Below are 22572 nucleotides of genomic sequence, written 5' to 3'. Positions count from 1 at the left end.
CTACACATGTCCCGAACGAGGACCGCCGCCCTGGTGACGCTTCTCGGTGTCAGTCTGGTGACCGGCGTGGGCTCCTATGTTCCGGAAGCCGCGGCCAAGGGACCGAAGGTACCGGCGCCGGCGGTCCAGCAGGAGAAGCCGACCCCAGGCCGTGACTTCGTACCAGCTGCCACCGAGCAGAAATCGATGCCGGAGTTCTCGGCTGCCACGCCCGCCTGGCCGGCGCCCTCTGTCGTCTCGATCGGCGGCGGCGCCGTGGCGGCGGGAGCTCTCGCCAAGACGCCGGAGAACTCGTCGGTCTCGGTCCAGTTCAAGCCGGTCCCCGGAGCGAAGTCCAAGTCCGCAGCAGCCCCGGCGGGAACGGTCGAGGTGCTCAGCCAGACCGACAGCACCCGCATGGGCGTGACTGGCCTCGCTCTACGGCTGACGCGCACCGACACTGAAGCCGGTGGCACGCGAGCGGCGATCTCGGTCGACTATTCGAAGTTCGCCGACGCCTACGGCGGGGACTGGACATCTCGGCTCCGGCTGGTCGAGCTGGCCTGCACGGGCGACAGCGCGTGCGTGGAGCGGCGCGTCCTTCCGGCGGCCGACAACGACACGGCGGCGAAGAAGGTAAGCGCCGAAGTAGAGGTCCCGCCCGCCGCACGGACCAAGCAGGCATCGACCGAGCCGATGGTCCTCGCCGTGACCGCGGCGTCATCCGGCCCGGCCGGGTCGTACGCGGCGACCACGCTGTCACCGTCGTCGGCGTGGAATGCAGGCGGGCAGACCGGAGACTTCAGCTGGAACTATCCGCTGCGCGTCCCGCCGGGGACCACCGGGCCGAAGCCCGAGCTCTCCATCGGCTACAGCTCGGCCTCGATCGACGGCCAGGTGGCCTCGACCAACAACCAGACCTCCCGGGTCGGGCAGGGGTACACCCTCGAGCCCGGATACATCGAGCGGAAGTATGTCTCGTGTGCCGACGACTTGACCGCTTCGAGTAACAACAAGACGAAGACCGGCGATCTTTGCTGGAAATCGGACAACGCCTTCCTCTCGCTCGGCGGTCACTCCGGGGAGCTGTTCAAGCTCAGCTCCGATCCGGAGACCAAGATCGACACGTTCCGTTTGGAGAAGGACGACGGCACGCTGATCCAGCGCAAGTACGGCGCGGTCAACGCCACCGACGGCGTCGCCAAGGGCGAACACTGGCTGGTCACCACGACCGACGGGACGAAGTACTTCTTCGGCGTGAACCCGAACCTGACCAACGGTGACAAGGCGAACTCGGTGAGCACCGTCCCGGTGTTCGGCAACCACGAGGGCGAGCCGTGCTACAAGTCGACTTTCGCCACCGCCTTCTGTACTCAGGGCTGGCGCTGGAGTGTCGACAAGGTCGTCGACCCCAGCCTGAACCTGATGACGTATGAGTACGTTCAGGAGAGCAATTACTACGGACGCAACAACAACACCGGCGTTTCGCAGTACCAGCGGGCCAGCTATCCGTTCCGGATCAACTACGGCAAGGTGCAGGACGCCAACGAGACGGTCACCGCCTACCCGGCTCGCGTCGAGTTCGGCGTCTCCGAGCGCTGCCTCCCGAAGGGCGCCATCACCTGTGATCCCGCGCAGTTGACCGCCGCGAACGCGTCCGCCTGGCCGGACACCCCTTTCGACCAGCTCTGCACGTCGTCCACGACCTGCCCCAACCGCACGTCTCCGTCGTTCTTCACGCGCAAGCGCCTGACGACGATCAACACGCAGATTCTCGGGACCAACAACATCTATTCGCCCGTCGACACCTGGACTCTGACGCACCAGTTCCCCGGCACGGATGTGGCTCCGTCGTTGTGGCTGGCCTCGATCACCCACCAGGGACGCGTCGGCGGAACGGTGGCCAACCCGACCGTGACCTTCCTCGGCGAATCGAAACCCAACCGGGTCGACGCGAAGGGCGACGGCGCGCCGGCCATGAACAAGTACCGGGTCAAGATCATCAACTCCGAGTCCGGTCTCTCGACGCACGTCAACTACAGCGACGCGGACTGCACGCCGACGTCGAAACCGGCCAGTGCCGCGACGAACGCGCGACGTTGTTTCCCGGTCTCGTGGACCATCGACGGTGGGGAGGCCCCGACCCAGCACTGGTTCCACAAGTACGTCGTCACCTCGGTCTCGACCGATGACCGCGTCACGGACGCACCGGACCAGACGACGCAGTACGAGTACGTCGGGACACCTGCCTGGCACTTCGACGACAACGAGCTCACGCTGCTGAAGTACCGGAGCTGGGGTGACTGGCGCGGATACTCGAAGGTCAACGTGCGCAGTGGTCCGGCCGGCAACCAGACGCAGACGCAGATGACCTACTTCCGCGGTATGGATGACGACTACCTGACCGCCGATGGGAAGTCGCGGAAGACGGCGAGCGTCACCGACAGCCAGGGGGACACGATCGCCGACGCCGAGCGGTACAACGGCTTCGTTCGCGAGCAGATCACCTACAACGGCTCCGGTGGCGCCGAGGTCAGCGGCACCATCTCAACACCGTGGACGAGTTCGACCGGTTCCGCCGGTGGCTACACCGCACTGCTTCTCAGAACCAAGGATCAGGTGACGCGCACTCGACTCAGTAGCGGCGCCTACCGGAAAACTCAGCTCCTGACGACGTTCGATGGGCACGGATTGCCGACTTCCGTCGACGACCGAGGCGATATCGCGACGAGCACGGACGACAGGTGTACCCGTCTCACCTACACCTCGAACGATGCGCGCTGGATCTGGGGCCCCGTCAGCCGCGAGGAGAAGGTCTCCGTCGCGTGTACGGCGACTCCGCAGCGACCGGCCCAGGTCATCTCCGACCAGCGCAGCTATTACGACGGCGCCTCCAGCCTGACGGCGGAGCCGGTGCGCGGCCTGATCACCAAAGTCGAGTCAATGACCGGCTGGACGACCGCGCCCGTCTACGAGCAGCGCTCCCGCACTGTCTACGACTCGCTCGGCCGAGTGACCGAGACCTACGACGGACTCAACCGCCGGACGAGCAAGGTCGAGTTCACACCGGCCACCGGTGGCCCGGTCACCGCTACCAAGACGACCGATGCCAAGGGCTACACCAACACGACCCTGATGGCGCCGGCCTGGGGCGCATCGATTGCCGAAATCGACGCGAACCAGCGGCGTACCGACCTGACCTATGACGCGCTCGGTCGCCTGACCGGCGTCTGGCTACCGGATCGCTCGAAGTCCGGCGGGGCCACCGCCTCGATGACCTTCGGCTATGTCGTACCCAACAACGCGCCGAACGTCGTCGTGACGCAAGAGCTGAAGCCGGACGGGACCTACAAGACAAGCCGGACTCTCCTTGACGGCTTACTCCGCCCGCGGCAGGTTCAAACGCCCGCGGCGAACGGCGTCGGTCGTGTCCTGGTGGATACTCTGTACGACGAGCGCGGCAACGTCGGATTTACGAACGGGCCGTACGCTGACGACAACTCACAGCCGACGAACACGTTGTTCCAACCCGATGTGACGAACCTGGCCTCGCGCACGGCGAACACGTACGACGGCGCCAACCGGCTGACTGTCTCCCGGCTCATCGCGGACAACGCCGAGAAGTGGCGCACGACAACCACCTACGGCGGCGACGCGGTGACGGTCGTCCCGCCAGAGGGCGACACGACCACGAGCACGCTGTTCGACGCACGTGGCCGGAAGACTGAGCTGAGGCAGTATCATGGGCGAGCGGCCAGCGGTGCCTACGACTCGACGACCTACACCTACACAACCGACGACAAGCTCGCTTCTGTGAAGAACGAGGCCGGCAGCGTATGGACATTCGGTTATGACCTGCGCGGCCGTCCGATCCGCACCGGCGACCCGGACAAGGGAGTCGTCAACTCCGTCTACGACGACGGCGACCGCCTGTTGTCGACGAAGGACGCTCGTGGTCAGGAGCTGCACTACTCCTACGACGAGCTTGATCGTAAGACTGCGGTTCGCTCTGGTTCGGCGACAGGCCCGACGATCGCCAGTTGGGTGTACGACACGTTGGGCAAGGGTCTGCTGACATCGTCCACACGGACCGTCGGCGGTAACGACTACGTCTCGGCGGTGACCGGCTACGACGCGATGGATCGTCCGACCGGAACTCAGGTCGTCATCCCGGCATCCGAGGGCAAACTCGCCGGCACATACAGCAGTACTACGTCGTACAAGGCTGACGGTAGCGTCGACAAAGCGAAGCTGCCCTCGACGCCCGGCCTGCCGGATGAGACCGTCACCATGTACTACGACGCGGCCGGCAATCCGGACGGCATGGGAGGCTGGCAGGGATACGTCGCCAAAACGAAGTACAGCGAGTACGGCGACCCGCTGCAGTACCACGTCGGTCAGCGCACCGGCCAAACGGCGTACCAGACCTTCGCCTACGAGCGAGGCAGCCGGCGCCTGACATCGATGACGGTCGATCGGGAGGGCGTCGCAAAGACGGACGACACGTTCACCTACACCTACGACAATGCCGCGAACGTGAAGTCCATCTCGCACAAGTTCGGCAGCTCGACGGACCTCCAATGCTTCGCGAACGACTATCTCCGGCGAACGACGGAAGCATGGACGCCTGCGGGCACCTGCGCGGATGCACGAAGTGCCGCGACGCTCGGCGGGCCAGCGCCTTACTGGCAGTCGTACACCTATGACGCTGCCGGCAACCGTAGAACCGTCGTCGACCACAAGGCCGACGGCAACACGACGTCGACGTACGCGTACCCCGCAGCGACGGCCGCGCGGCCGCATGCGGTCACCGGTGTCTCGGCCTCCGGGCCGGGAGGGACCTCGGCCGACTCCTATGCCTACGACGCCGCTGGCAACATGTCGTCTCGCAACGTCGGTGGTGACACCGAAAACTTCACCTGGGACGCCGAAGGGCACGTTGCCTCGGTCACCGGGCCGGGTGGGGAGACCAGCTTCGTCTACGATGCCGAAGGCAACCGTCTGATCCGTCACGATCCGAAGGGTGCGACCCTCTATCTCGCCTCAGCTGAGGTGCGCTGGGAGAAGGGGCCGACGGAAACCCTGTCGTCGATCAGGTACTACGACTTCGGCGGCAAGACCATCGCCATGCGCGACAACCCGTCGTCGGTCGAGTACCTCATGCCCGATCCCCACGGCACTGCAACAGTCTCGGTGGGCGGCCTGTCCACGACAATCTCGCGCCGCTTCATGGATCCCTTCGGAAACCCGCGCGGTACGCCGTCGTCCACGTGGAATCCAAAGGCACGAGGCTTCGTCAACGGCGTCGACGACCCCTCGACCGGCCTGACCCACCTCGGCGCCCGCGAATACGACCCCAAGCTCGGCAAGTTCATCAGCGTCGACCCGCTGGTCGACAACTCCAATCCCCAAACCCTGAACGCCTACGCCTACTCGAACAACAACCCCACCACCTTCACCGACCCCGATGGCCTGCTCCCCATCAACCCAGGCGACGAAGGCGGCCCCCTCTACCCCACACCCGGCAGCAAGCCCGCTCTAACCGGCGTCCTGCCCACCTCCGGCAACAGCGACAGCAGTAACAACAAGACCAGCACCTCCTCCGGCCCGTCGGTCGAGCAGGAAATCTCGCACCACCAGCAGAAGGCCTACGAAGCCAAGGAACGCATCAAGCGAGTAGTGAAGGACCTCGTCAAGATCGTCGCCGACGAGCTGGGCATCACCGATGCCCTCAACTGCTTCACGAATGGTGATATCGGCGCGTGCGTCTCGACCGGCGTCACCGTCCTCACCTCTTTCGTCGGCGGGATAGCCGGCAAACTGATCGGCAAGTACCTTTTCCGGGCCAAGAAGGCTTGGCAGCTGATCGGCCGAATAAAAGACCTCGCGGACGAGATGATCGACGGAGTCAAGGGTGTCCGCAAGGCCGAGGACGATCTGCGTGCCGCCGAGGAGAAGCTAGCCGACTCGTGCCCGCTGAGAAACTCATTCCGCGCCGGAACTCTGGTGCAAATGGCCAATGGAGGACAGAAGCCGATCGAAGAGGTCAAACTCGGCGATCTCGTCCTGGCGGCTGACCCAAAAACTGGCAAGCTGTTCGCCCAGCCAGTTGTGAGAACTATCAGCGGCTACGGCGCGAAAGATCTGGTCGACCTTGAACTGGCCGTGACCGGCAAGGACGGGAAACAGTCAGTTGCAACTTTGACCGCGACAGACGGACACCCGTTCTACCTTCCGGAGACGCAGCGGTGGGCGGACGCGAGCGAACTGGTGGTCGGGGACCGACTGGGCTCTCTCGACCGATCTCGACCGGTTGCGGTTACCCGGGCTCGGGTCTACGAGTCGGTAGTTCGAGTCTTCAACCTCAGCGTCAACGAGGCTCACACGTACTATGTTGTCGCTGGGCGTATGCCGCTCTTGGTTCACAACTGCGGCGATGGAAGCGACTGGGTGCCGGATGACAACTACTCGGACGCCGCAATTGATGAGCGAAGTGCGCAGTGGCAGGCTGTGTTCAACGACCGTAACGGCCGGGCTGCCCAGAGGGAGGTAGATCGGGGAAGAGCGCCGCGCGAGATCGGCCGAATCGATGGCCCGGAAAAGACCGTCAAGGGCAGTCAATGGCATGCGCAGGGACGTTCCCGGGGGGCAGCGGGTATCAATATGGACGGTAGTTTCCACGACGGGAATCCGCAGTGGTCTCGCAGGACCTACCAGTGGCTGAGAAACTATGGATGGAATGTGCCAGGATGACTTTTTCTGATACCAGCTTCGGAGCTGATTTCGAGCGACTGTTCCATGAGAACGAGGTGGCGGACCCGGCGGTCTTTGCGGAGGTCGCCAGCTTCGACGAGGTGCCGATCTATAGCAGGCGTAGTGAGTTGGCGTTCCTCGGCAATCTGAGCTTCGCCGCGAAAAACCGTGAACTGATCTTGGCGGCTGTGCGGCAGTTGGACCGGATTCACAACTACTTCGAAGGATCAGACGAGTCAGCCACCATCGTGCGGATGGTGGCAGTCACCGGTTGGTCGATTGACGACGAAGCGGGCTGGAGGTGTGAAGACGGCACAACTGAACTCATCCGGCCGAATCTTTGGCTGGCTGACCTCGCGCACCCTGACATGGCTGATTTTCGGGTCAACAGTCCAAGATCGCGTTGTGCAGAGTTCGTCTCTCAGGTGATCGGTGCTGGACCTTACCGGGTTTTCGAAAGTCGGCCCCCAGACCACCTGCCCGATTGCCCGGCGCGCGTCTACATCGCACGATCGGAGTTGCTTGGTCTGCTGCCGGTCGCGGATCACTAGTCTGTAGGTCGATCTCGATTCGCCTTGTCGTGGATTCGCGAGGGGCAGGCTGGCCCAGGCTGCCTGAGGCCTTCGAGCGGACGATGCGGGAGATTGCCGGGATCATGGATGACGCTGACGTCAACTGTTGTCGTTCGGTTGCGGACCGTGCTTCGTCCGTTCGGGGGTGGAGCCGAGGAGGTCGAGATCGCGCCGGTACGCGAGGTGGTGGCCGCGCTGAAGCCGGCGTTGCGCCGGCGGCTCCAGCGACGAACAGGGCGCCATCCGCCCGCCACGTGAACACTTACCGCGGCGATGCGCGCCGCCTGGCGAAGGTCGATCCGTGGGTTGGCGGGGTAGCCGGCAAACTGATCGGCAAGTACCTCTTCCGGGCCAAGTAGGCCTGGAAGCCCGTTCGCACCGGTGGTTCCGAAACTGAGTTCGGCTCGGAGTCCCCTGCGACGACGGCCAGTTGTTCGCGCGATTCGGTACCAGTAAGGAGAGCAAGGGCGCCTGAAGGCATTCGGTGGCATTGACGGAGGTGGTTGGATGAGTGAGAGAACGAGTGTCGAGGTTCCGCTTGAGGATCTACTGAGCGTTTTCGGGGACCTTGAGGAGTATGTCGTTTCGTTGGATCGGATACTTTCTCGAGTGAGCTTCGGGGGTGATCCGGCCGTCCTGGTGGGGTATGTCGCCGATCGGGATGTCTTCCGTCGGGTGGCGTTCGCGCGTAGGCGCCTCACCGAACTTTTGGAGCCGGTGGTGGATCCGGAGGTGCTGGATCGGGTGGCTGGCGAGGCCTACATATATTCGGACTGACGGGGAGAGCCTGCGGTCGCTGCGTGGGAGGTTCGGTGTACGACCCGGAAGACTATCCAGAGATTCAGTCATGGGTGAGCGGCTGGGACGGTCCACTCGACTACGTCGATTATCTCAAGGATCAGGTCGGGTTGGCAGCTTTGGTCGCGTTCGCGGCGGTGCTTTCTCCGCGCTTCCTTCAGGTGGAGGGGTGCGTGCTGTGGGAGCGTTCCTACGATGGTGAGAACTTTGCGGCCTGGCGTGCTGAGTTGAATGGCGATGTTCGCCGTATCGAATCGACCTTGAATCAACTGCGGGTCTGGGAAATTGTTGGATCAAATGAGACTCGAGCGGATATGGACGCGTTGCGGTTCGTTGCTGAGGTGATCGCGCGTTGTTGGCGGGCGGCGCTGCGAGAAGAGTTTCCGGAGCGCGGCTTCGAAGTTGGGGTGGTGGCGTCGGTCGATGGTCCGAAAGTGACGTTCTGTTCCGCGCCGGTCTGAGTTGCGGTTGTCAGCTTGCCCAGGTGGGGCGGAGGGGGAAGTGGGCGTTGGCTTGGGGGTCCAGTTTTACGGCTAGGAGTTGGTGGAGTTGGGTGGTGTTGCGGTCGAAGGAGACTCGGCCGGCGGCTAGGTAGAGGGCCCAGATTTTGGCGGTGGCGGGGCCTACTTCGGCTACTGCTTTGTCCCAGTGGGTTTGGAGGTTTTGGGACCAGTGGGTGAGGGTTAGGGCGTAGTGCTCGCGGAGGTTTTCGGTGTGGCGGATCTCGAAGCCGGCGTTTTCGGCTTGGGTGATCAGGTGGCCGGAGCCGGTTAGTTCGCCGTCGGGGAAGATGTAGCGGTCGATGAAGGGGCCGGTGGCGCGGGGGCGGTTGTCGGGGCGGGTGATCCAGTGGTTGAGGAGGCGGCCGCCGGGGCGGAGGTGGTCGAGGTGGAAGGCGAAGTAGGCGGGGTAGCTGCGGACGCCGATGTGTTCGGTCATGCCCATGGAGCTGATGGCGTCGAAATCGCGTTCGGGGACGTCGCGGTAGTCGAGGTGGCGGACTTCGCAGAGGTGTTCCAGGTTCTCGCGCTTGATGGCCTCCGCGGCCCATTCGGCCTGTTCAGCGGCGAGGGTGACGCCGAGAGCGTGGACGCCGTACTCGCGGGCCGCGTGCCGGAGCATGCCGCCCCAGCCGCAGCCGATGTCGAGTAGGCGCATACCGGGTTTGAGGTCGAGTTTGCGGGCGATCAGGTCGTACTTCTCGTACTGCGCTTGTTCCAGCGTCGTGTCCGGGGTGGGGAAGACGGCGCAGGTGTAGGTCATCGACGGGCCGAGGATGTACGAGTAGAACTGGTTCTTGACGTCGTAGTGGTGCTGGATGGCGGTTTTGTCGCGGCCGCGGGAGTGCAGGAGGCCCTCGAAGATGCGGCGCCAGCGGGGGAGCTGCTCCTGGGGTGGCGGGGGCGGGGGCTTGAGGTGGGACCAGCCGAGGCCACGGACGATGCGGAGCGCTTCGGCGGGGGAGGGGCGCTCGAAGTGCAGCTCGGTGAGGAGCATCCGCATCAGCTCGTACGGGTTGGCGGGGTGGACGCCGGTGATCTCGAGATCGCCCATGACGTACGCGCGGACGAGGCCCAGGTCGCCGGGGGCGGTGAGGATGTAGGACAGGCCGCGCTCGGTCGCGAGGTGCAGGTGGATCGCTGCGTCGTCCGGGCCGGTGGCGCTGCCGTCGTACGCCGTGAAGCGGAACGGGAGGCCGTTCGGGGCCAGCGTCGTGAGGGCGCCGGCAATGGATATCTGAGCGAGCGTCGTCATCTGCGCGTCACCGCCTTCTCGTAGAGCCCGGTGAGCCGGGCCTCGGTGTCATAGCGTTACGTGACATAGGGTCACGGCGGAAACGTTTCAAAGCCGGTCGAAGGGTGCTGTGCCAGGAAACTGTCCGTGCGGCGGAGTAGGTTCTGGGGCATGCGTGATGTGATGGCGTGGTTGCCGTGGGCGGATCCGGAGCGGGTCCTCGGTGGGTTGCCGGTCGGGGTGAAGACGGTCCCCGCCGACGGGAGCGCGGGGCTCGACGAGGTCGAGTTCTTCGTGCCGCCGTACATGGTGGCGACGGATTTTCCGGCCGTGTTCGCGGCGATGCCCGCGCTGGAGGTCGTGCAGTTGCAGACGGCCGGGTTCGAGGGCGTGCTGCCGGTGCTGCCCGACGGCGTGAGCCTCTGCAACGCCCGCGGGGTGCACGACGCGTCGACGGCGGAGCTGACGGTCGGGCTGATCCTGGCGTCGTACCGGCGGATCCCGCGCGCCGTCCGCAATCAGGAGGCCGGCCACTGGCCCGTCGACTACCTGGAGATGGACGAGTCGCTCGCCGACCGCACAGTCCTGATCGTCGGCTACGGCTCGATCGGGGAGGCGCTGGAACGGCGGCTGGCCGGGTTCGAGTGTGAGGTGCTGCGCGTGGCGCGCCGTCCGCGAGACGGCGTCCACCCGATCGGCGAGCTGCCCGAGCTGCTGCCGCGTGCGGATGTCGTCGTCCTGCTGACGCCGGCCACCGACGAGACCCGCGGGATGGTCGACGCAAAATTCCTCGCTCAGCTCAAGGACGGCGCCCTCCTGGTGAACGTCGCCCGCGGCGTGATCGTCGACACCGACGCGCTGGTCGCCGAGCTGGCCACCGGCCGGATCGCCGCCGCGCTCGACGTGACCGAGCCCGAGCCGTTGCCCACTGGTCATCCGCTGTGGTCTGCTCCGAATGTGCTGATCAACCCGCATCGCGGCGGCGCCTCGACGGCTTTCGAGCCGCGGGTTGCCCGGCTGGTGCGCGCGCAGCTGGAGCGGTACCAGAGCGACGAAGCACTCATCAATGTGGTGGCGGGGCCACCACGCTAGGAGGAGGACGACGATGTCCGAGGCCGTACTGCTGATCGGGACGAAGAACGGGCTCTGGATCGGCCGCAGCGATGCCGCGCGCCGGGAGTGGAGCTTGAGCGGGCCCGCGTTCGAGATGCAAGGCGTGTACGCCGTGGGCATCGACACCCGCGGTGCGCAGCCGCGGCTCTTCGTCGGCGGCACCAGTGAGCACTGGGGGCCCGCGGTCTTCCACTCCGACGACCTCGGGCAGACGTGGGCGGAGCCGCCGGAGGGGTCGATCGGCTTCCCGGCCGGGACGGATGCGTCGCTGGAGCGGGTCTGGCAGATCCAGCCCGGCGTCGAGCCCGGCGTCGTGTACGCCGGCAGTCAGCCCTCCGCGTTGTGGAAGTCGACCGATGGCGGTGTGACCTTCGAGCTCGTCCGCGGCTTGTGGGATCACCCGCATCGTGAGCAGTGGGGAGCGGGGTTCGGCGGTCAGGCCGTGCACACCGTGCTGCCGCATCCGAGTGATCCGGCGCGGCTGAGTGTCGCCATGTCGACCGGCGGCGTCTACCAGACGACGGACGGCGGCGCGTCGTGGTCGCCGGCGAACCACGGCATCAAGGCGTACTTCCTGCCCGACCCGGATCCGGAGTTCGGTCAGTGTGTGCACAAGCTGGCCGCGCATCCCGCCGTACCGGAGCGGATGTTCGCGCAGAACCACCACGGCGTCTACCGCTCGGACGACGGCGGCGCGATCTGGAAGTCGATCGCGGACGGCCTCCCGTCCGACTTCGGCTTCCCGATCGCCGTCCACCCGCATGAGCCCGACACCGTGTACGTCTTCCCGTTGATTGCCGACGGCAACCGGATGCCGCCCGGCTCCAGTTGTCGCGTCTACCGCTCGCGGGACGCCGGCGCGACCTGGGAGCCGCTCAGCAACGGCCTGCCCGAGGTCTCCTATGTCCCCGTCCTGCGGGATGCCCTGAGCACCGACACGGCCGACCCGGCCGGCGTCTACGTCGGGACGCGCGACGGCTGCGTCTACGCGAGCGCCGACGCCGGCGATACCTGGGTCGAGGTCGCCAGCCACCTGCCCGACATCCTCACCGTCCGCGCGGCGGTGATCTGACATGAAGGGCAGTGTCGCGGAGGTGCGCCCATGATCGTCGTCCGGCTGCCGACCGTGCTCCGTCCGTTCGCGGGCGGAGCCGAACAGGTCGAGGTCGCGCCGGTCGCGACGGCGCGCGAGGTCGTCGCCGCGCTGGAGCCCCCGTTGCGCCGCCGGCTCACCGACGAGCAAGGCGCCATCCGCCGCCACGTGAACATCTACCTCGGCGACGACAACCTCCGCGACCTCGCCGGCCTGGACACCCCCGTCCCACCCGACGCAACCCTCCTGATCCTCCCCAGCGTCGCCGGCGGCTGAACCAAGCTAGTCGGCCGTTAGTTGGTTGAAGAGGGTGGTCAGGTCGGGGGCTACCCATTCTTCGGCTATGCGGGAGTTTTCGAAGCGGTAGAGCTCGAGGCTGGTGTAGTGGACTGGGCGGTGGGTGGGGGCGAGGTGGGCGAAGGGGCCTTGGTGGGTGGCGGTGCAGGTGGTGCGGACGGCTACTTTGTCGGCGGCGCCGAAGATGTCGTGGATGGTGATGGTGAGGTCGGGGAAGGCTTTGAGCATGGCGGCGGTGTTGGCGGCCCAGAGTTCGCGGCTGCGTTGGGGTTCGGTGGCGCCGGGCTGGTTGGCGATGAATTCGTCGGTGAGTAGTGCTTGGGCGGCGTCGAGGTCGTGGGCCTGGACGTGGGCGAAGGCGGTGCGGAGCAGGTCGATGTTCTGTTGCACGGTGGTGTCCATGCAGCCAGTGGAAACGTTGACGTCGCGACAAGGTCAAGCCTCTTGACGTTGTCGCAGCGTCATGGTTTTCACTGGGTACATGCGCATCGGTGAGCTTGCGACCCTGGTCGGCATCACCACGCGCGCGATCCGGCATTACCACCAGCTGGGGCTGCTCCCGGAGCCGGTACGACGGGCGAACGGGTACCGCGAGTACGGGTTGGCGGATGCGGTGCTGCTCGCCCGGGTCCGGCGGCTGACCGAGCTGGGGTTGGCTCTCGACGAAGTACGGCGGATCGTCGCGGACGACGCCGGGCGCGCGCTGGCCGACGTACTGGCGGAGCTGGACGACGACCTGGCCCGGCAAGAGGCTGCGCTGCGCGAACGGCGAGCGCGGCTTGCAGGGCTGCTGGCCCAGGCGCGCGCCGGCGGTCTGCCCAGCGAGGGCCCGGTGTCACCAGAGCTGACCAGTCTGCTCGCCGGGCTCAGTACGCCGACTGACTCACCGAGCGCCGTCCGAGACCGCGAGCACCTGCTCTATCTGGAGACAGTCGTCCCGGCAGACCAGCGTTCGGCGCTAATGACGGTTCTGGACGACATGCGAACCGGCACCAGCGAGCTGTACGCACTCCTCGACGCCCTGGCCCACCTGCGCCCAGACGACCCACAGGTCGCCAGCGCAGCCATTGCCCTAGCTGCCCTGCTCCCCGACGGCCTAGCGGCACACCTCCCCGAGCAGCACGCCGACGCCGCCTCCGTCACCTACTTCGAAGACCTCACCCCAGCGCAAGCAGCCGCCATCCGCCAAGCCCTTCGCCTGCTCAAACACCGCAGTCAGGCCGGCGGCGGGTGATGGACGCCGTCGCGGTCGGTCCAGCCGGATGCATCGGACTCCGCGCCGACTTCGGCGACATCCCAGACCAGGTTGCGGATGCCGGGCCGGTCGACCAGCTCCCGATCCAGCATGTCCTGGTGGTAGCCGCGGGCTGAGGCCTCGTCGGCGTACACCTGAATCATGTGCCCGTCGCGCGTCCACGTCCCGTGCACGAAACCAGGCAGTGCCAGCTTGCCCGACGCCATCGCAGTCAGCTGGTCACGCAGCCCCTCGATGAGCTCGTCGTCGATGTCCCACACCCCTACCACCGCCCACATAACCGCAGTATCCGCGCGGCCAGGTCAGCAGCGGAAGAGCCGGCGGCTATTGCAACAACATGCAAACGTGGTCCGTCGGGACGTTGAAACTCTTACGATCCGGAAATGGGGATCTTCTCGTGGAAGCGGGCGCCTGGGGTTGATGTGGCCGGGGTGCGGCTGGATCAGGCTTGGGTGGATGCTGAGCTCGATGCGGCGTGGGCGGCGGTGCGGCGGGGGGATCTGACGCCGGGGCTCGGGTTGCTGCGGGTGACGCCGGCCAATACGAACTTGCGGTCGATTCGGGCCACTGGGCTCGCGAAGGCGGCGGTTGGGCGGAGTGAGCAACTGGAGTTGCGGCTGGAGTCCTATCCGAGTGATCCGGATCTGTTGCTGTGGCTCGGGCAGACGCTGGTGTTCGAGGCCTGGAGTGTGCGGACGGCGGCGCCTGCGGCGGAGGTGTCGGAGCAGCGGATCTTGACGTTCCACAGCATTCTGCGGACGGCGGCCGACGTGTTGCAGCGGGCGATTGTGGCGAACGCGGACGACGCGGTGCCGTGGGAGGTGCTGCAGTGGGCAGCGCTCGGGCTCGGGGCGTCGCTGCCCGACAAGGCCGAGATCTTCCACGCCGCCCTCGTCCGGAATCCGACCAGTTACGCGGCGCACACCGGGCGGGTGCAGGTGCTCGCGCCGAAGTGGTCGGGGCTGGAGCTGACCGATCTGGTCGAGTTCGGGCAGGCGGTGCTCGGGCGGGCGCGGCCGGGGAGCGTGCTGTGCACGATCGCGGCGCACGCGTTCAACGAGCTGTGGCTCGAGGTCGCTTCCGATCAGGAGTCGCCGCGGGTGCAGCGGATGCGGCGCTACGTCCAGGAGGTGACCGGCCGGCGCGCGGAGCTGCTCGCCGTCCGGGACAAGTGGTGGGTCGCAGACCGGACGCCGGACCCGGCGGACATCTCCGCGCACGGCGCGCTCGCGTTCGCGCTCAAGTGGGCGACCGCGAAGGACGAGGCGCTGGAGCACGCCGTCCTCACCACCGGCCGGATCGAGAGCGTCCCGTGGGGGTACGTCGGCGGCGTCACCGGCTTCGCCGAGACCGTCAGCCGGCACATGAGCTAACCGCGGGTCGCCCGCACCACCATCAGCCGCGCATCCTCGGTGAAGGTCTCGCCGCTCCAGTTCCGGTCGGCCCGGACGTCGAGCCCGGCGTCCCGCAACGCAGCTGACACAAGCGGGTACGAGCGGAAGTAGAGCGTGTTCCGGAACACCCGGTCCTCCCCGCTGGGGAAGACGTTGTGGGCGTCGAACACCACCACGATCTCCTCGTCGGAGATCGAGAAATCCGACTGCGGCGGGGCCGAGATCAGTTCCAGCCACTCCACCAAATGCCCGAACGGCGTCTCGCGTTCGCTGTACGTCGACTCACGCGTCCAGTGGATCCAGGCGCGGGACATCGGCGTCCGGGACTCGAAGGCGAAGACTCCGCCGGGCCGGAGGGCGGCGGCGATCGCGGTGAAGACCGGGGGCAAATCCGCGAGATGCATCAGAACGTTGCCCGTGGCCACAACCAGGTCGGCGTCCGCGGTGGCCGGCAGCGCCGTGTGGTCGCCTTCGATCCAGGTGATGGATGACGGGGTACGCCGGGCGTAGCCGAGCATCGTGCGGCTCGGATCGATGCCGGTGACGGAGCGGCCGGGACGAGCCAAGGTGTGGGTGAGCAGGCCGGTGCCGCAGCCGAGGTCGATGATCTTGCGCGCACCCAGCGAGTCCGCGAGGGCCCGGTAGTAGGCGTGATCGTCGCCGTCCGCGTTGTCCACGTCGTAAAGCTCGACCAGGTCTTCGTCACCGTAGGGATCCACGTCCGTCACGGTAAGCATCGCCTTACCCGAGGGCAACGTGATTACAGTGAGCCCATGGTCGACGTGAAGCCCCGCAGCCGGACGGTCACCGACGGGCTCGAAGCCACTGCCAGCCGCGGGATGCTCAGAGCGGTCGGGATGGGTGACGACGACTGGGGGAAACCGCAGGTCGGCGTCGCGTCGAGCTGGAACGAGATCACCCCGTGCAACCTGTCGCTGGACCGGCTCGCGAAGGCGGTCAAGGAAGGGGTGCACGCGGCCGGCGGCTACCCGCTCGAGTTCGGCACTATCAGCGTCTCCGACGGCATCTCGATGGGCCACGTCGGCATGCACTACTCGCTCGTCAGCCGGGAGATCATCGCCGACTCGGTCGAGACCGTGATGGAGGCCGAGCGGCTCGACGGCTCGGTCCTGCTGGCCGGCTGCGACAAGTCGCTGCCCGGGATGCTGATGGCCGCCGCGCGCCTCGACCTCGCGAGCGTCTTCCTGTACGCGGGCTCGATCATGCCCGGCCGCCTCGGCGACAAGGACGTCACGATCATCGACGCCTTCGAGGCCGTCGGCGCGTGCGTCCGCGGCCTGATCACCCGCGAGGAGGTGGACGCCGTCGAGCGCGCGATCTGCCCGGGTGAGGGCGCCTGCGGCGGCATGTACACGGCCAACACGATGGCGGCGTCCGCCGAGGCGCTCGGGATGTCGCTGCCCGGCTCGGCCGCGCCGCCCGCGGTGGACCGCCGCCGCGACGGGTACGCGCGCAAATCCGGCGAAGCGGTCGTCGGTCTGCTGCAGCAGGGCATCACCGCTCGGCAGATCCTGACCAAGGAGGCTTTTGAGAACGCGATCGCCGTCGTGATGGCGCTCGGCGGCTCGACGAACGCCGTCCTGCACCTGCTCGCGATCGCCCGCGAGGCCGAGGTCGACCTGACGCTGGCCGACTTCAACCGGGTCGGCGCCAAGGTCCCGCACCTGGGCGACCTGAAGCCGTTCGGCCGGTACGTGATGACGGACGTCGACCGCGTCGGCGGCATCCCCGTCATCATGCGCGCGCTTCTGGACGCCGGTCTGCTGCACGGCGACTGCCTGACCGTCACCGGGAAGACCATGGCCGAGAACCTGGCCGCGATCGCCCCGCCGGATGTCGACGGCGCGATCATCCGCGCCCTGGACCAGCCGATCCACCCGACCGGCGGCATCACGATCCTGCACGGCAGCCTCGCCCCGGAGGGCGCGGTGGTGAAGAGCGCCGGTTTCGACTCCGACGTCTTCGAGGGCACCGCGCGAGTCTTCGACGGCGAGCGGGCCGCGATGGACGCCGTCGCGGACCTGAACCCCGGTGACGTCGTCGTGATCCGCTACGAGGGCCCGAAGGGCGGCCCGGGGATGCGCGAGATGCTCGCGGTCACCGGCGCGATCAAGGGCGCCGGCCTCGGCAAGGACGTGCTGCTGCTCACCGACGGCCGGTTCTCCGGCGGGACGACCGGCCTCTGCGTCGGCCATGTCGCGCCCGAGGCGGTGGACGGCGGCCCGATCGCGTTCGTCCGCGACGGCGACCGGATCACCCTGGACGTCGCGAACCGCACCCTCGAACTCCACGTGGACCCCGAGGAAATCGAACGGCGCAAAACCGGGTGGACGCCGAAACGGCCCGCGATCACCAAGGGCGTGCTGGGCAAGTACACCCGGCTGGTCCGCTCGGCCTCCGAAGGCGCCGTCTGCATCTAAAGACGGACATCTCAAAAAATGAGACGGCAGCCGCTCGAACTTGACCCGATGACAGGCCGCAGGCCAATAATGCCTACATGCGATCGATTCTCCTCGTACTTGTGCGGCGCGCCGACTGACGCGACCACCGAGTCGAGCGCGCCCCTTCAGCCACCGCGGCCGAAGGGGTTTTTTGTTGGACGGGCAAGTACTTTTCGTGACAGGACATAGGGAAGGCACTCATGAGTGAGCAGCTGACCGGGGCACAGGCTCTGATCCGCGCACTGGAACATGCCGGCGTAGACACCGTCTTCGGCATCCCGGGCGGCGCGATCCTCCCGGCGTACGACCCGATGCTCGACTCGACCCAGATCCGCCACATCCTGGTACGTCACGAGCAGGGCGCCGGCCACGCCGCTCAGGGGTACGCCGCGGCGTCCGGCAAGGTGGGCGTCTGTATGGCGACCTCGGGCCCGGGCGCGACCAACCTGGTGACGCCGATCGCGGACGCCTACATGGACTCGGTGCCGCTGGTCGCGATCACCGGCCAGGTGGCCAGCGCCGCGATCGGGACGGACGCCTTCCAGGAGGCCGACATCCGCGGCATCACGATGCCGATCACCAAGCACAACTTCCTGGTCAACGACCCGAACGACATCGCCAGCACGATCGCGGAGGCGTTCCACATCGCGAGCACCGGCCGGCCCGGCCCGGTACTGGTCGACGTGACCAAGGACGCGATGCAGGCCAAGGTCGACTTCCAGTGGCCGACCGAGCTGTCGCTGCCCGGGTATCGCCCGGTCACCCGCCCGCATCCCAAGCAGGTGCGCGAGGCGGCGCGGCTGATCACGGCCGCCGAGAAGCCGGTGCTGTACGTCGGCGGCGGCGTCATCCGCGCCGAGGCCGAGCAGGAGCTCAAGGAGCTCGCCGAGCTGCTCGGGATCCCGGTCGTCACCACGCTGATGGCCCGCGGCGCGCTGCCCGACACCCACGAGCTGCACTTCGGGATGCCGGGGATGCACGGCTCGGTCTCCGCGGTCGGCGCCCTGCAGCGCTCCGACCTGCTGATCACGCTCGGCGCGCGGTTCGACGACCGGGTGACCGGCAAGCTGGACTCGTTCGCCCCCGAGGCGAAAGTCATCCACGCCGATATCGACCCGGCCGAGATCGGCAAGAACCGGGCCGCCGACGTCCCGATCGTTGGCGACTGCAAGGAGGTCATCACCGATCTGATCGCCGCGCTGCGGACGGAGATCGCGAACAGCGGCCGGACGCCGTCGTACGAGACCTGGCGGCACCAGCTGGAGGCGGTCCGGGCCAAGTACCCGCTCGGTTTCGACGAGCCCGAGGACGGCACGCTGTCCCCGCAGCACGTGATCCAGCGGATCGGCCAGATCGCCGGCCCGGACGCGATCTACACCGCGGGCGTCGGCCAGCACCAGATGTGGTCCGCGCACTTCCTGCCGTTCGAGAAGCCGCGGCACTGGCTGAACTCCGGCGGCCTCGGCACGATGGGGTACTCGGTGCCGGCCGCGATGGGCGCCAAGACGGCGATGCCCGACAAGACCGTCTGGGCGATCGACGGCGACGGCTGCTTCCAGATGACCAACCAGGAGCTGGTCACCTGCGCGCTGGAGGGCATCCCGATCAAGGTTGCCGTGATCAACAACCAGTCGCTGGGCATGGTCCGCCAGTGGCAGACGCTGTTCTACGACAAGCGGTACTCCAACACCGACCTGCACTCGACCCGGATCCCGGACTTCGCCAAGCTGGCCGAGGCGATGGGCTGCGTCGGACTGCGCTGCTCGGACAAGGCCTCGGTCGACGCGACGATCGACAAGGCGATGTCGGTCACCGACCAGCCGGTCGTGGTCGACTTCGTCGTGCACCGCGACGCGATGGTCTGGCCGATGGTCGCGGCCGGCGTCAGCAACGACGAGATCCAGATCGCCCGCGACATGGCGCCCAAGTGGGACGGCGAGGAGCTCTAGTGACTGAGCGAAGCGAAGGCACAATCCAGCACAGCGTCCGAGCGACATCGGCGCCCGCAGCGAAGCGAGGACGATGATGTCGAAACACACGCTGAGCATTCTGGTCGAGAACAAGCACGGTGTGCTGGCCCGCGTGGCCGCGTTGATCTCGCGGCGCGGGTTCAACATCGATTCACTCGCGGTCGGTCCGACCGAGCACCCGGAGGTGTCCCGGATGACCATCGCGGTCAGCGTGGACGAGCAGCCTTTGGAGCAGATCACCAAACAGCTGAACAAGCTGGTGAACGTGATCAAGATCGTCGAACTGGAGCCCACGCAGACGGTTCAGCGCGAACTGCTGCTGGTGAAGGTGAAGGCCGACACCCTGACCAGGGGGCAGGTGCTGGAGACCGTCCAGCTGTTCCGTGCGAAGGTGGTGGACGTGGCACCGGACGCGATCACGATCGAGGCGACCGGCAATCCCGAGAAACTCGAGGCCATGCTCCGGGTGCTGGAACCCTTCGGCGTCCGCGAGCTGGTGCAGTCCGGCATGGTGGCGATCGGACGGGGCAGCCGCTCCATCTCCGACCGCACGCTGCGGCCGGTCCCGGTGCCGCCGCCGCACGTCCAGTCGGGGACCCCGGCAGTGCAGGCGCAGCCCCCAGCAGAACGTCACCACCCGGTGCCGGCGCCGCCGCCGGGCCGTACCGCGGCCAGATAACAGCCCGCGTGGCTGAGCGCCGTACCCATCAATAGAGGAGAAAGCTCCAAGTGGCAGCAGAAATGTTCTACGACGACAACGCCGACCTGTCGGTGATCCAGGGTAAGAGCGTGGCCGTCCTCGGCTACGGTTCCCAGGGCCACGCCCACGCCCTGTCGCTGCGCGACTCCGGCGTCGACGTCCGCGTCGGCCTGCTCGAGGGTTCGAAGAGCCGCGCCAAGGCGGAGGCCGAGGGCCTGCGGGTCGTCACCCCGGCCGAGGCCGTCGAAGAGGCCAACGTCATCGTCGTCCTCGCCCCGGACCCGGCGCAGCGCAAGCTGTACGCCGAGGCGATCGAGCCCAACCTGGCCGACGGCGACGCGCTCGTCTTCGGGCACGGCTTCAACATCCGGTTCGGCTACATCAAGCCCCCGGCCGGTGTCGACGTGTTCATGGTCGCCCCGAAGGGCCCGGGCCACCTGGTCCGCCGCGAGTACACCGAGGGCCGCGGCGTCCCGGTGCTGGTCGCGGTCGAGCAGGACGCCTCCGGCAAGGCCTGGGACCTCGCGCTGTCCTACGCCAAGGGCATTGGCGGCCTGCGGGCCGGCGGGATCAAGACCACCTTCACCGAGGAGACCGAGACCGACCTGTTCGGTGAGCAGGCCGTCCTCTGCGGTGGCGTGTCCGCGCTCGTCCAGGCCGGGTTCGAGACGCTGACCGAGGCGGGCTACCAGCCCGAGGTCGCGTACTTCGAGTGCCTGCACGAGCTGAAGCTGATCGTCGACCTGATGTACGAGGGCGGCATCGCCAAGCAGCGCTGGTCGGTCTCCGACACCGCCGAGTACGGCGACTACGTCTCCGGCCCGCGCGTCATCGACGCGTCGGTCAAGGCCCGGATGAAGGACGTGCTGAACGACATCGTCGACGGCACCTTCGCCAACCGCTTCATCGCCGACCAGGACGCCGGCGCGCCGGAGTTCGCCGAGTTCCGCAAGGCCAGCGAGTCGCACCCGATCGAGGCCACCGGCAAGGAGCTGCGCGCGCTGATGGCGTGGGTCAAGTCGCACGACGAGGACTACGTCGAAGGCACTGCCGCCCGCTGATAGAGCCGTACGCCGAAGGCCCGGACCATTCAGGTGGATGGACCGGGCCTTTGCCGTGTCCCGGAAAGGCCGTGCGGTGCCCGTCCGACCTGGCAGAATCGGGACGCAGCGTGGTTCGTTCAGCGAGGAGGGTCATTCGGTGGTGCACCACGGCAGGCCGGCGCCGCCGCGACCGCCCCGGCGGGTTCCCGCGGGTGCGCCTCCGCTGACACAGCTGCAGCCGAGCCGGCCGCGTACTCCGGCGCCGCAGCGTGGGCCCTGGCTCTTCGGTCGCTTTCTGGCCGGTTTCGTCGTCCTGCTGCTGGTTGTCGCCGGTGGCGCGGCCACTGGCTGGTTCGTCCGGCAGGACCGGCTGTCGATCGACACTGCCGAGGCGCTGGCCGCAGCGAAGCCGAGTGTGGTGCGAGTGCTCGCAACGACCTGCAGCGGTACTGGCGAGGGCACCGGCAGCATTGTGGGTGATGGGCTCGTTCTGACCGCAGCCATCGCCGTACAGGAGGCCAAGGGTGTTGCGGTGATCACCTCCGACGGCCTGGTCCGGCGTGCCAACGTGCTGCGTGCCGGGAACGGCATCGCGTTGCTGCAGGTGATTGGCGCGCCGAGCGCGCGAACGTTGCCCCTGGCTACCGGTACGCCGGATCCGCAGGCGGCGCGGGCGCTGATCGGCTACACGCAGTCCGGTGAGCTGACTGTCCAGACCGTCGAGTCGGTACGCCGTCCGCGCCCGCTGAGCGAGGTGATGAACCTCGGCAAGCTCGGCGGCCCGGTGGTCAGTCGCTCGGGTGAGCTGGTCGGCATGGTCGTCGGCGAGAACGTCGCGGCCGCCCGCATCGTCCCGGCCGCGGAGCTGAAGGGGTACGTCGCCCAGACGGACGGCGTCGCCGACCTCGGCGGCCGGTGTGACGAGTCCCGCGGCCCGGCGAGCGCGGTCACGCCGAAACTGCAGGTCGCGCCCACCCAGCTCGCGACCCAGGCGCAGAAGACGCTGGCCAACTACCTGACGCTGCAGAACCGGCACGATTTCCAGGCCGTCCGCGCCGTCTACTCGCCACGGCTCGCGGGTGCGCTCAGCGTGGAGCAGGACCGGCGCAGCCACCAGACGACGTACTTCTTCAACCCGGTGCTCACCGAGATCACCCAGAACGCCGACAACAGCGTCAACGTGCGGATGTCGTTCCTCGCGCTGTTCGCCTCGACGGCCCACCAGTCCGGCGGCCAGACCTGTAACCGCCTCGACACCAGATACAAACTGGTGTGGTCCGGCCGGACCCTCCTGATCGACCAGTCCCGCCCCATGACCGACCCGCGTCCCTGTGAATCGACCTGAGGTACGATGACTTTCGGCGGGCACAGCGCGGTGCTCTGAACCTTTTACGAGCCCCTACCGCTTT

19 protein-coding genes are annotated in these 22572 nt (G+C 67.2%); 15 read left to right on the top strand and 4 right to left on the bottom strand.

All coding sequences use genetic code 11. The annotated features are described in order from the left end of the window. Window positions 1-33: 33 nt before the first annotated feature. The 5 genes from HPO96_RS39725 to HPO96_RS26730 all read left to right on the top strand — a co-directional run bounded on the left by HPO96_RS39725 (window position 34) and on the right by HPO96_RS26730 (window position 8563). A complete protein-coding gene (locus HPO96_RS39725; protein WP_171677097.1) occupies window positions 34-6732 on the top strand; it encodes an RHS repeat-associated core domain-containing protein in 6699 nt (2232 codons plus the stop codon). Next, window positions 6729-7283 carry an Imm15 family immunity protein gene (locus HPO96_RS26745; protein ID WP_171677096.1) on the top strand — a complete coding sequence of 185 codons (555 nt, stop codon included), beginning with the start codon at window positions 6729-6731 and terminating at the stop codon, window positions 7281-7283. Before HPO96_RS39725 ends, HPO96_RS26745 begins: the two co-directional genes overlap by 4 nt. A 108-nt stretch (window positions 7284-7391) precedes the next feature. Next, the gene (locus HPO96_RS26740) at window positions 7392-7562 is read left to right on the top strand and encodes a ubiquitin family protein (RefSeq protein WP_171677095.1); all 171 of its coding nucleotides are present in this window, start codon (window positions 7392-7394) and stop codon (window positions 7560-7562) included. A gap of 249 nt (window positions 7563-7811) precedes the next feature. Further along, window positions 7812-8081, top strand: coding sequence for a hypothetical protein (locus tag HPO96_RS26735; protein WP_171677094.1), 270 nt, complete (start codon window positions 7812-7814; stop codon window positions 8079-8081). 35 nt (window positions 8082-8116) lie between these two features. Further along, window positions 8117-8563 (top strand): hypothetical protein, encoded by a 447-nt coding sequence (locus tag HPO96_RS26730; protein WP_171677093.1) that lies wholly within the window; start codon window positions 8117-8119, stop codon window positions 8561-8563. Between the two features lie 10 nt (window positions 8564-8573). Here the strand turns inward: HPO96_RS26730 and HPO96_RS26725 are convergent, their stop codons facing one another. Beyond that, complete coding sequence (locus tag HPO96_RS26725; protein WP_171677092.1) at window positions 8574-9857, bottom strand: SAM-dependent methyltransferase; 1284 nt, start codon at window positions 9855-9857, stop codon at window positions 8574-8576. A gap of 150 nt (window positions 9858-10007) precedes the next feature. On the opposite strand from HPO96_RS26725, the gene HPO96_RS26720 reads away from it, so the two are divergent. The 3 genes from HPO96_RS26720 to HPO96_RS26710 are packed head-to-tail and all read left to right on the top strand — an operon-like array spanning window position 10008 to window position 12318. Next, window positions 10008-10928, top strand: a complete 921-nt coding sequence (locus HPO96_RS26720; RefSeq protein WP_171677091.1) for a 2-hydroxyacid dehydrogenase — start codon at window positions 10008-10010, stop codon at window positions 10926-10928. Between the two features lie 13 nt (window positions 10929-10941). Further along, on the top strand, window positions 10942-12021 hold the full coding sequence (locus HPO96_RS26715) for a WD40/YVTN/BNR-like repeat-containing protein (RefSeq protein WP_171677090.1): 1080 nt from the start codon (window positions 10942-10944) through the stop codon (window positions 12019-12021). A gap of 30 nt (window positions 12022-12051) precedes the next feature. Further along, window positions 12052-12318 carry a MoaD/ThiS family protein gene (locus tag HPO96_RS26710; RefSeq protein WP_171677089.1) on the top strand — a complete coding sequence of 89 codons (267 nt, stop codon included), beginning with the start codon at window positions 12052-12054 and terminating at the stop codon, window positions 12316-12318. Between the two features lie 6 nt (window positions 12319-12324). Here HPO96_RS26710 and HPO96_RS26705 read toward each other — a convergent pair whose 3' ends face one another. Beyond that, window positions 12325-12741 (bottom strand): ester cyclase, encoded by a 417-nt coding sequence (locus HPO96_RS26705; RefSeq protein ID WP_171677088.1) that lies wholly within the window; start codon window positions 12739-12741, stop codon window positions 12325-12327. 79 nt (window positions 12742-12820) lie between these two features. Here HPO96_RS26705 and HPO96_RS26700 point away from each other — a divergent pair, with 79 nt between their 5' ends. After that, a complete protein-coding gene (locus tag HPO96_RS26700) occupies window positions 12821-13573 on the top strand; it encodes a MerR family transcriptional regulator (protein WP_171677087.1) in 753 nt (250 codons plus the stop codon). Here HPO96_RS26700 and HPO96_RS26695 read toward each other — a convergent pair. After that, window positions 13555-13872 (bottom strand): hypothetical protein, encoded by a 318-nt coding sequence (locus tag HPO96_RS26695; RefSeq protein WP_171677086.1) that lies wholly within the window; start codon window positions 13870-13872, stop codon window positions 13555-13557. The two genes, HPO96_RS26700 and HPO96_RS26695, sit on opposite strands and share 19 nt — an antisense overlap. 105 nt (window positions 13873-13977) lie before the next feature. Here HPO96_RS26695 and HPO96_RS26690 point away from each other — a divergent pair, with 105 nt between their 5' ends. Further along, window positions 13978-14967, top strand: a complete 990-nt coding sequence (locus tag HPO96_RS26690) for a hypothetical protein (RefSeq protein WP_171677085.1) — start codon at window positions 13978-13980, stop codon at window positions 14965-14967. Here HPO96_RS26690 and HPO96_RS26685 read toward each other — a convergent pair. Beyond that, window positions 14964-15707 (bottom strand): class I SAM-dependent DNA methyltransferase, encoded by a 744-nt coding sequence (locus tag HPO96_RS26685; protein ID WP_337796822.1) that lies wholly within the window; start codon window positions 15705-15707, stop codon window positions 14964-14966. The two genes, HPO96_RS26690 and HPO96_RS26685, sit on opposite strands and share 4 nt — an antisense overlap. Before the next feature lie 54 nt (window positions 15708-15761). On the opposite strand from HPO96_RS26685, the gene ilvD reads away from it, so the two are divergent. The 5 genes from ilvD (at window position 15762) to HPO96_RS26660 (ending at window position 22508) form a co-directional block, all read left to right on the top strand. Continuing rightward, window positions 15762-17429, top strand: coding sequence for a dihydroxy-acid dehydratase (gene ilvD, locus HPO96_RS26680; RefSeq protein ID WP_171677083.1), 1668 nt, complete (start codon window positions 15762-15764; stop codon window positions 17427-17429). A gap of 221 nt (window positions 17430-17650) precedes the next feature. Next, the gene (locus tag HPO96_RS26675) at window positions 17651-19399 is read left to right on the top strand and encodes an acetolactate synthase large subunit (protein ID WP_171677082.1); all 1749 of its coding nucleotides are present in this window, start codon (window positions 17651-17653) and stop codon (window positions 19397-19399) included. Between the two features lie 76 nt (window positions 19400-19475). Next, window positions 19476-20099: an acetolactate synthase small subunit gene (ilvN, locus tag HPO96_RS26670; protein WP_171677081.1), complete on the top strand. Its 624-nt coding sequence runs from the start codon at window positions 19476-19478 to the stop codon at window positions 20097-20099. Between the two features lie 62 nt (window positions 20100-20161). After that, window positions 20162-21181 carry a ketol-acid reductoisomerase gene (ilvC, locus tag HPO96_RS26665; RefSeq protein ID WP_171677326.1) on the top strand — a complete coding sequence of 340 codons (1020 nt, stop codon included), beginning with the start codon at window positions 20162-20164 and terminating at the stop codon, window positions 21179-21181. Between the two features lie 142 nt (window positions 21182-21323). Further along, window positions 21324-22508, top strand: coding sequence for a trypsin-like peptidase domain-containing protein (locus tag HPO96_RS26660; protein WP_171677080.1), 1185 nt, complete (start codon window positions 21324-21326; stop codon window positions 22506-22508). Window positions 22509-22572 lie beyond the last annotated feature (64 nt).

It is taken from the genome of Kribbella sandramycini, assembly GCF_013131805.1.
Taxonomy (GTDB): domain Bacteria; phylum Actinomycetota; class Actinomycetes; order Propionibacteriales; family Kribbellaceae; genus Kribbella; species Kribbella sandramycini.
This window is presented reverse-complemented; position numbering and strand designations above follow the sequence as displayed.

Coding starts and splice junctions, on each gene's coding strand:
- HPO96_RS26715 (WP_171677090.1), top strand. CDS start 10,942: ATGTCCGAGGCCGTACTGCTGATCGGGACGAAGAACGGGCTCTGGATC.
- ilvC (WP_171677326.1), top strand. CDS start 20,162: ATGTTCTACGACGACAACGCCGACCTGTCGGTGATCCAGGGTAAGAGC.
- HPO96_RS26710 (WP_171677089.1), top strand. CDS start 12,052: ATGATCGTCGTCCGGCTGCCGACCGTGCTCCGTCCGTTCGCGGGCGGA.
- HPO96_RS26725 (WP_171677092.1), bottom strand. CDS start 9,857: ATGACGACGCTCGCTCAGATATCCATTGCCGGCGCCCTCACGACGCTG.
- ilvN (WP_171677081.1), top strand. CDS start 19,476: ATGTCGAAACACACGCTGAGCATTCTGGTCGAGAACAAGCACGGTGTG.
- HPO96_RS26720 (WP_171677091.1), top strand. CDS start 10,008: ATGCGTGATGTGATGGCGTGGTTGCCGTGGGCGGATCCGGAGCGGGTC.
- HPO96_RS26745 (WP_171677096.1), top strand. CDS start 6,729: ATGACTTTTTCTGATACCAGCTTCGGAGCTGATTTCGAGCGACTGTTC.
- HPO96_RS26690 (WP_171677085.1), top strand. CDS start 13,978: ATGGGGATCTTCTCGTGGAAGCGGGCGCCTGGGGTTGATGTGGCCGGG.
- HPO96_RS26675 (WP_171677082.1), top strand. CDS start 17,651: ATGAGTGAGCAGCTGACCGGGGCACAGGCTCTGATCCGCGCACTGGAA.
- HPO96_RS26735 (WP_171677094.1), top strand. CDS start 7,812: ATGAGTGAGAGAACGAGTGTCGAGGTTCCGCTTGAGGATCTACTGAGC.
- HPO96_RS26705 (WP_171677088.1), bottom strand. CDS start 12,741: ATGGACACCACCGTGCAACAGAACATCGACCTGCTCCGCACCGCCTTC.
- ilvD (WP_171677083.1), top strand. CDS start 15,762: ATGGTCGACGTGAAGCCCCGCAGCCGGACGGTCACCGACGGGCTCGAA.
- HPO96_RS26695 (WP_171677086.1), bottom strand. CDS start 13,872: ATGTGGGCGGTGGTAGGGGTGTGGGACATCGACGACGAGCTCATCGAG.
- HPO96_RS26740 (WP_171677095.1), top strand. CDS start 7,392: ATGACGCTGACGTCAACTGTTGTCGTTCGGTTGCGGACCGTGCTTCGT.
- HPO96_RS26700 (WP_171677087.1), top strand. CDS start 12,821: ATGCGCATCGGTGAGCTTGCGACCCTGGTCGGCATCACCACGCGCGCG.